We start from the raw sequence: 8,214 nt of genomic DNA, 5'->3' as shown, positions 1-8,214 counted from the left end.
GTGCCCTCGAAACACAAAACGGCACCGCCACCCCCGGCGCCCTCATCGGCAACGCTCTCGCGTTGCTTCGCGGGTGCGCTCTGCTTACGCCGCGCTACGGTATGCGCCCACATCAACCCCAGGACGTCACCACGGCAAATCGAGGCACACCACCCCCAATACATCACCACGGCAGATCGAGGCACACCCGTAGCGCGGCGTAACGACAGAGCGAGAGCAACGAGCGATGGAGGCACCCGCGAAGGCGGCGCCAGCCGCCCCGATTACGCCACCAAACGGGAAAACGCCACCGCCGCCCACCGCGCCCTCATCGGCAACGCTTTCGCGCTGCTTCGCGGGTGCGCTCCGCTTACGCCGCGCTACGGGGTGTACTGCTTTCTATACCTTGGCGTCGATGGGCTTGCCTTTTGACCAGAGCATCAGGAAGAGTCCGAGAATAATCATGGGTAGGGTGAGGAGCATGCCCATGGTGAACCAGCCAAAGGCCAGGTAGCCGATGTGGGCGTCGGGCATGCGGACGAACTCGACCATGAAGCGGAAGACACCGTAGCCCAGCAGAAACAGCCCGGAGACGAACCCGCGCGCGCGAGGCTTGGCCGAGACCCACCAGAGGATGACGAACAGCACGGCGCCTTCCAATACGGCTTCGTAAAGTGCCGAGGGATGACGCGGCTCTGGGCCCATGCCGGGAAACGGCATACCCCAGGGGAGCGAGGTCACGCGGCCGGGCAGTTCGTGGTTGATGAAGTTGCCGATGCGCCCTGCCCCCAGGCCGATGGGCACGAGCGGGGCGATGAAATCGGTGAGGGTGAAGAACGCCAGCTGCTTGCGCCGGGCAAAGAGCCAGGCGGCCAGCAACACGCCGATCAAACCGCCGTGGAAGCTCATGCCACCATCCCAGACGCGGAAGATCCACAGCGGGTCGGCAGACCACTGCCCCAGGCCGTAAAACAGCGCATAGCCCAAGCGCCCACCGGCCACGACGCCGATGGCGCAGTAGAACAGCAGGTCGCTGATATCATCCTTGGTGAGCCCGATCCGCGCAGCACGGCGGCAGCCCAGCCACCAGGCAGCAACGAAACCGACCACGTACATCAAACCGTACCAGTGTACTTGCAGGGGGCCGAGCGAAATCGCGACGGGGTCTATCGTGGGGTAATTAATCATTCCGTTTCTCTACGTGAACAAAAGAAGTGACAGCGTGCCGGGTGGCGATTACGCCAGGATGAAGCGCAGCCCCACCACCGTGAGCAGCAGGGCAAAACCATAGCGCAGCACGTGGGCAGGCAACACGTGCGCCAGCCGCACCCCTAGCCGTGCAAAGGGTACGCTGGTGACGACGATGCCGATAAACGCGGGCCACATGACGAAGCCGGTGGCCCACGGCGGAAGCAGCGGGTGGCCCCAGCCGACGACGATGAAGGTGAGCGCCCCAACGATGGCAATGGGCAGACCACAGGCGGCGGAGGTGCCCACGGCTTGGGTCATACTGGCCCCGGCACGGGACAGCCAGGGCACCGTCATGGCCCCGCCGCCGATACCGAACAGTGCCGAAATGGCGCCCACGACGCCTCCGGCCACCGACATCGCCACTTTACCGGGCGCAACGCTGCCCGGCTTGGGATTCAAGCCAATGACCATCTTGGCGGCCAGCAGCAGCACGAACACGCCGAACAGTGTGCCCAGCACGGTGCCTGAGAGATTCCCTGCAATGAACACCCCGGCAATCGCGCCGAGCATGAGCCCCGGCAACAGCGCCATGAACCAGGGGCGGTGTACGCTGCCGCGACGCACGTGGCCAAGGGCCGAAGAGGCTCCGGTGACCACGATGGTGGCCAGCGACGTGCCCACTGCCAGATGCATGGTGATTTCTGGCGCGATGCCTTGCAGGCCAAAAGCGAACACCAGCACCGGTACGATGATGATGCCGCCCCCTACGCCAAACAGTCCTGCCATGGTGCCTGCGGCGGCACCGAGTACGAGATAACTGGCCAAAATGGCGGCAAATGTCATTGTGCGGGCTTCTCCAAAGCGTCAGGCAGCCATTTTTTGAGCATGCGTTGCAGCGTTTCGGGTTGATAGGGCTTGGCTAGGATATCATCCATGCCTGCCGTTTCGCAGGTGCCTCGCCCGGCGTTGTCCACGTTCGCGGTGAGGGCAATGATGATACTGCGATGGGCGGGGTTATGCCGCTCGAACTGACGCCAGCGGCGGGTAGTTTCCAGGCCATCCAGCGTGGGCATGAAGATGTCCATGAACACGAGATCGTAAAAAGTGGACTGTTGCCGCTCCAGCGCCTGCTCGCCACTGCTGACGCCTTCTACCTGAAGCCCTTGAGATTCCAGCATTTGGCGTGCCAGCATCAGGTTGACGGGGCCGTCATCGACTACCAGCACACGGGGCTGATACCCTTCGGTTTCCAGCACGTCGTAGGTGGTGGCTTCGTTGACGCTCTGCTGCACGAAATTGGCCAGCAGCGAGCGTATGTCGGCCAGCCGCTCGCGCACATGGGTGACGTTCTGGCGACATGCTTCGGTAGTGTCGTCCTTGATCATGCTGCCCAGGTATTCGAACAGGCTGTCGGCTTCACGCTGCATCAAGGTCAGGTAGCCTGACTTCAGCCGCGACTCTTCCCGCGCCCGCTCCCTGCCTGCCATCAGGTGCTTCAACTGCTTCTGCTGGTGATGCAGGTCTTCCAGCAGTGCCTGGTCGGCCCGGCCCGCGCTCTCTTGCGGCGCCGTGGGTATTTTTTCCAGCTGTTCCAGCATGGCGGCCAGCCGATCGTTGGCATGGGTAAGGCGCTTGAGGGGGCGCTGGTGGGTGTCTTCTTCCGCCGCCCATGGCTGGCTGGGAGCGACCTTCTGCCCCAGGGCGGCGACACGGCACTCCAGCTCGACCAGGCACTGCATGAAACGGGCATCCTTATATCTGGCCCGGGCTTTGATTAACATCAAGAAAGCGCCTACATTCATGCAACTGCCCAGCAGCAGGGCCAGGGTAAGCCATAACGTGGTCGACCAGGTGGCCTCTGGCGACATCACCCATATCACTACCCCCAGTAACAGGCAGAGCAGTACGAGTGCGGCTTGCACCAACAGCAGTGGCCACAGAACGGGCCAGATGATGGCGTTCCAGAAGTGCTCTCGCTGATCACGTTGCATAGTGTGCGTCTTCCTCGTTGATATGAGGCTCTGTCGCGGCAGGTGAACCGCCTTATTGCTTTAGCTTTTAAGCTAAGTGTACGTCCACTCTTGGATGCTGTCATGCAGCACACCGCAAGGAGTCGGATTTCGTGACCAACAGGGGTCGTTTATGTGTTTGATCACCTTTTCATGGCGCCCAGGGAGTCGTTTCCCGCTGCGTCTGGCCGGTAATCGGGATGAATTTCATGCCCGTCCCACGGCACCACTGTCCCACTGGGACGACAAGCCCCTGCTGGGCGGCCGCGACCTGGAGGCCGGGGGCACCTGGCTGGCGGCCAACCGGAAAGGGGTGGTGGCTGCGCTGACCAACGTGCGGGATACACGGCTGTCGCCCCCTGCTCACCCGCCCAGCCGGGGCGAGCTGGTCGCCAACGTGCTGGCCAGTGAGGACCCGGCCAAGTGGCTGAGGCAGATGGCCGAGCACGGCGCAGCCCGTTATGCCGGCTTCAATCTGCTGGTGGCGACGCCCACCCACTGCTGGCACCTGCACCGTGGGCGCAATGATGTGACGCTGACGGAGGTGGACGAGGGGGTTCACGGGCTATCCAACGCCAGCCTGAACACTGCGTGGCCCAAGCTCCAGGCGGTGCGCCACGCGCTGAGCCAGCATGAGACGACGCTCTGGCGCCGAGCAACTCGCCAGGCGCTTCACGATGCCAGCCTAGCGGAGGATGCCGCGCTACCCGATACCGGGGTGGGGCTGACGCTGGAACGTCAGCTCTCTGCTGCGTTCATTCTGGGGGAGGCCTACGGCACGCGGGCCACGACATGGCTGTCACTGAGTGAGCAAGGAGACGTCACCCTGACCGAGCAGCGCTTTGGGCCGCTCGGCCGTTTTCAGGGTGAGACCACGTTGGCAGCGCCCGCCCGTAGGGGTATTAATCCCTGGGGGGAAGCAGGTGGGAAAGCTGCCACTCGTCGAAGCGCTGGTTGAGATGGGCATGCACCTGGGAAGGCGTATCCAGCTGCATGATCTCCTTGAGCAACGTTTGCGCATCGGCCAAGGTGACACGCCGAATGGCCGCACGCACCTTGGGCAGGCTGGGAGCGTTCATGGAGAGACTGGTGAACCCCATGGCCATCAGCAGTAGCGCCCCTGCGGGGTCTCCTGCCAGCTCACCACACAGCGAAATGGGTTTGTTCAGCCGCCGGGCATCCTGAGACAGCTCGACCAGCGCGCCCAGCAGCGCTGGGTGCAGCGCATCGTAGAGGCTGGATACCCGCGCATTGTTGCGGTCTACCGCCAGCAGGTACTGAGTAAGGTCGTTACTGCCCACCGAGAAGAAGTCCACCCGTTTGGCCAGCGCATCCATCTGATAGATGGTGGCAGGCACTTCGATCATGACCCCGACGCTGGGCCGCTCCACCTGGATGCCCTCTTCGCCCAGCTCGATGATGGCACGGTCGAGCAAGCGAATGGCTTCATCCACCTCTTCGACGTTGGTAATCATCGGGAACAGAACGTGGAGATTGTTCAGATCCTGAGAGGCCTTGAGCATGGCGCGCAGCTGCACCATCAGCACTTCAGGATGGTCGAGGGTGACGCGCATGCCGCGCCAGCCCAAAAAGGGGTTGGCCTCTTCGATGGGGAAGTAGGGCAAATCCTTGTCGCCACCGATATCCAGCGTGCGCATGACCACCGGCAGCGGCGCAAAGCCTGCCAACTGCTCGCGGTACATGCGCATCTGCTCTTTTTCGCCGGGAAAGCGCTCGGTGATCATGAACGGTACTTCGGTGCGATAGAGCCCTACCCCACCAATCCGGCTTTTCAGCATGGCCGACGCATCCACCGCCAGGCCGGTGTTCACCATCAGCGGGATGCCGTGGCCATCCGGGGTTTCGCTGGGCAGGTCCTGCTCGTGGGCCAACACCTCACTGAGCACTTTCTCTTCGGCAATCAGGCTAGCGTAGCGAGCCTTGAGCTCCGCCATGGGCCGCACGAACAGCCGCCCACGGTGGCCATCCAGCACCACAGGCGCGCCGTTCAGGCGGGGCAGCGGCAAATCCATCATGCCCAGCACGGTGGGGATACCCATGGCACGGGCGACGATGGCCACATGCGAGGTGCTGGAGCCGCGCACCGAGACCAGCCCCTTGAGCTTGTCGCGGGGCACTTCGCCCAACATCGCCACGCTGATTTCATCGCCCACCAGAATGGCGTCGTCCGGGTAGATTTCCGGAGTGGCGGGCGTATCTTCCTGAAGATGCGCCAGCACGCGGCGGCCCAGGTCGCGAATATCCGCCGCCCGTTCACGCAGGTAGTCGTCATCGACCCGCTCCAGGTATTGCACGTGACGGCGCACCACATCGGCCAACGCCCCCGGCGCCCACTGCCCTTCACGGATGCGTTTTTCGACCTCTTCCGAAAGCGCTGCCTCGCCCAGCATCTGCTGGTAGACATCGAACAGCGCCAGCTCCTGGGAAGAGATACGGTTGACCAGCCGCTCGGCCGCCGCGCGGATTTCGTCGCGGGTCTTGCCGATGGCTTCTTTCAGGCGGGCGATTTCGTACTCCTGATCGCTGGGAATCAGGTCTGGCACGCTGTTGAGGTCAGCGGGCGGAGTAATGACCACCGCTTCGCCCATGGCCATCCCGGGCGAAGCGGCCACGCCCTTGAACATGGCTTGGCCGCCGGGCAGCGCAGGGCGGGTCAGGTGGCCCGTGGCCAGGGCATGGGCCAGCACGCCGGCCAACTGGGCTGCCATGGTGACCAGAAAGGCTTCGTCTTCGTCATCGTAGCGGCGTTTTTCCGCCTGCTGCACTACCAGCACGCCCAGCATGTGACGCTGGTGGATGATCGGCACGCCGAGAAAGCTGCAGTAGCGCTCCTCCCCGGTGGCCTCGAAATAGCGGAAGTGCGAGTGCGACTGCGCATCTTCCAGGTTGAGAGGCTCACTGCGCTTGGCTACCAACCCCACCAGGCCCTCGCCCAGTGGCAGAATGACTCGCCCCACGGCCTGAGTGCGCAGGCCGATGGTTTCCATCAGCACCAGCGACTCCAGCTCTTTGTCATACAGGTAGAACGAGCAGACGTCCGTCTGCATGGCCTTGCGGATACGACGTACCATGGTGGACAGCGCGGCATCGAGGTTGCGCGCGCCATTCACTTCCTGAATCACGCGTCGTAGCACCTCAAGCATCGACATTTTACTATTCACTGTTGTTTGCCTCGCTGAGGAAGTGTCCGGCTATAGCCCACTGCCGACTTCCAGCAGTGACGCGCACGTCATCCTTCATTATCTTGTGCCAACCGTTGAACGCGGGGAGACAGCTCTCGTAACGCGCGTCGATAAACCTCTCTTTTAAAGGGCACCACTTGACCCAGCGGGTACCAGTAGCTCACCCATCGCCAACCGTCGAACTCCGGCTTGGGTGTCGCCGTCATGCAAATCCGGTTTTCCTGGCAGCGAATTTGCAGTAAAAACCACTTCTGTTTTTGGCCGATGCAGACTGGCCTTGAGTGGGTACGAATCATGCGTCGTGGCAGACGGTAGCGCAGCCAGCCCCGGGTGCAGGCGACAATATCAACATCGTCGGCGGTCAGGCCGATTTCTTCGTGAAGCTCACGAAAAAGTGCTTGTTGTGGAGTCTCGCTTGCCTTGATGCCTCCCTGGGGGAATTGCCACGCATTTTGTCCTACACGACGCGCCCAAAGCAGTTGCCCCTGGCTATTGGCAATAATGATGCCAACATTGGGGCGAAAGCCGTCAGCGTCGATCACGGACATCACCTTCATAAATTTTCAGTTGTCCCCATTTTTCCACAAGGGAGTCAACCGTATCAATACAATTTGATAACGCCAAGTGGTGAAAGCCAGGCGACTCTGCGATAATCCGGCGCTTTGTGCCGCGCACATCTCACCAACATCAACCACCAAGGGGAGCGCCGTGAGTCTGGCCATTTTCGACCTGGATAATACGCTGCTATCCATCGATAGCGATCATGCCTGGGGGGAGTTCCTGGTAGAACAAGGGGCGGTGGACCCAGTGGCCTACCGCGAGGCCAACGAGCGCTTCCTGGCCGATTACAACGCCGGTACGCTGGACATGATGGCGTTTCTGGCGCTGGCGCTGAAACCGTTGGCTGACAACAGCCCGGAACAGCTTGCTGCCTGGCACCAACAGTTTATGATTAGCAAGATCGAGCCGCATATTCTGCCCAAGGCCGAAGAGCTGCTGGCCCGCCACCGCACCAAGGGCGATACGCTGCTGATCATTACGGCCACCAACCGTTTCATCACTGGCCCAATTGCCAAGCGGCTGGGCGTGGATGATCTGATTGCCGTCGACCCCGAAATGGTCGATGGCCGCTATACCGGACGCGTGGCCGGGGTGCCCAGCTTCCGAGAAGGCAAAGTCACACGTTTGGAAGCATGGTTGGAAGACCAGGACTGCACCCTCGATGGTGCGTGGTTCTACAGCGACTCCCACAACGACCTGCCGCTGCTGGAAGTGGTCGACAACCCCGTTGCCGTAGACCCTGACGATACCCTGCACCAAGTGGCCGAGGCGCGCCATTGGCGCATCATGAGCTTACGGGATTGAGGTAAGCGTCTCGCATTGAATGGTGTGGCGACAACCCTATCGTCATGTGTACCAAGCCATTGCCACCACCGGCACCCCTATCGGGGTGCTTCGCGGGTGCGCTCCGCTTGCGCCGCGCTACGGTATGCCGCCCACATCATCAACCCCAATACGTCACCACGGCAAACCCAGGCCCCCCGTAGCGCGGCGTAACGATTGAGCGAGAGCAACGAGCGAAAGAGGCACCCGCGAAGGCGGCGGCAGCCGCCCCGATGGCACCACCGAACCAAACGTGCCCCCGAACGACAACATGCCACCGCCACCCCCGGCGCCCCCGGCGCCCCCATCGGCAACGCTCCTCGCGTTGCTGTAATAGTGCGTGGGAGGGGGCTTCAGCCCGCGATGATTCAGGCTCCCAGCCTATTCAGACAGTCGCCCAATAAAATTGGCCTCCCACAGAGATGAAGCCACCGAACGACAATATACCA

The 8,214-nt window shown here is 62.1% G+C and carries 7 protein-coding genes; 2 read left to right on the top strand and 5 right to left on the bottom strand.

Going from position 1 to position 8,214, the window contains the following annotated elements; genetic code table 11:
* Positions 1 to 378: 378 nt before the first annotated feature.
* The 3 genes from lgt to B7L72_RS08260 are packed head-to-tail and all read right to left on the bottom strand — an operon-like array spanning position 379 to position 3,161.
* Positions 379 to 1,167, bottom strand: a complete 789-nt coding sequence (gene lgt / locus B7L72_RS08270; RefSeq protein ID WP_081193674.1) for a prolipoprotein diacylglyceryl transferase — start codon at positions 1,165 to 1,167, stop codon at positions 379 to 381.
* 48 nt (positions 1,168 to 1,215) lie between these two features.
* Positions 1,216 to 2,013: a sulfite exporter TauE/SafE family protein gene (locus tag B7L72_RS08265; RefSeq protein ID WP_081193672.1), complete on the bottom strand. Its 798-nt coding sequence runs from the start codon at positions 2,011 to 2,013 to the stop codon at positions 1,216 to 1,218.
* A complete protein-coding gene (locus tag B7L72_RS08260; RefSeq protein ID WP_081193670.1) occupies positions 2,010 to 3,161 on the bottom strand; it encodes a response regulator in 1,152 nt (383 codons plus the stop codon). The genes B7L72_RS08265 and B7L72_RS08260 overlap by 4 nt, the downstream gene beginning before the upstream one ends.
* A gap of 151 nt (positions 3,162 to 3,312) precedes the next feature.
* Here B7L72_RS08260 and B7L72_RS08255 point away from each other — a divergent pair, with 151 nt between their 5' ends.
* Positions 3,313 to 4,137 (top strand): NRDE family protein, encoded by an 825-nt coding sequence (locus B7L72_RS08255; protein WP_081193668.1) that lies wholly within the window; start codon positions 3,313 to 3,315, stop codon positions 4,135 to 4,137.
* Here the strand turns inward: B7L72_RS08255 and ptsP are convergent.
* A complete protein-coding gene (gene ptsP, locus B7L72_RS08250; RefSeq protein WP_081193760.1) occupies positions 4,082 to 6,343 on the bottom strand; it encodes a phosphoenolpyruvate--protein phosphotransferase in 2,262 nt (753 codons plus the stop codon). The two genes, B7L72_RS08255 and ptsP, sit on opposite strands and share 56 nt — an antisense overlap.
* 86 nt (positions 6,344 to 6,429) lie before the next feature.
* On the bottom strand, positions 6,430 to 6,924 hold the full coding sequence (locus B7L72_RS08245) for an RNA pyrophosphohydrolase (protein ID WP_039183147.1): 495 nt from the start codon (positions 6,922 to 6,924) through the stop codon (positions 6,430 to 6,432).
* A 166-nt stretch (positions 6,925 to 7,090) separates the two neighbouring features.
* Here B7L72_RS08245 and B7L72_RS08240 point away from each other — a divergent pair, with 166 nt between their 5' ends.
* The gene (locus B7L72_RS08240) at positions 7,091 to 7,747 is read left to right on the top strand and encodes a histidinol-phosphatase (RefSeq protein ID WP_081193666.1); all 657 of its coding nucleotides are present in this window, start codon (positions 7,091 to 7,093) and stop codon (positions 7,745 to 7,747) included.
* Positions 7,748 to 8,214: the final 467 nt, after the last annotated feature.

The organism is Halomonas sp. BC1 (assembly GCF_002078135.1).
Lineage (GTDB): Bacteria > Pseudomonadota > Gammaproteobacteria > Pseudomonadales > Halomonadaceae > Vreelandella > Vreelandella stevensii.
This window is presented reverse-complemented; position numbering and strand designations above follow the sequence as displayed.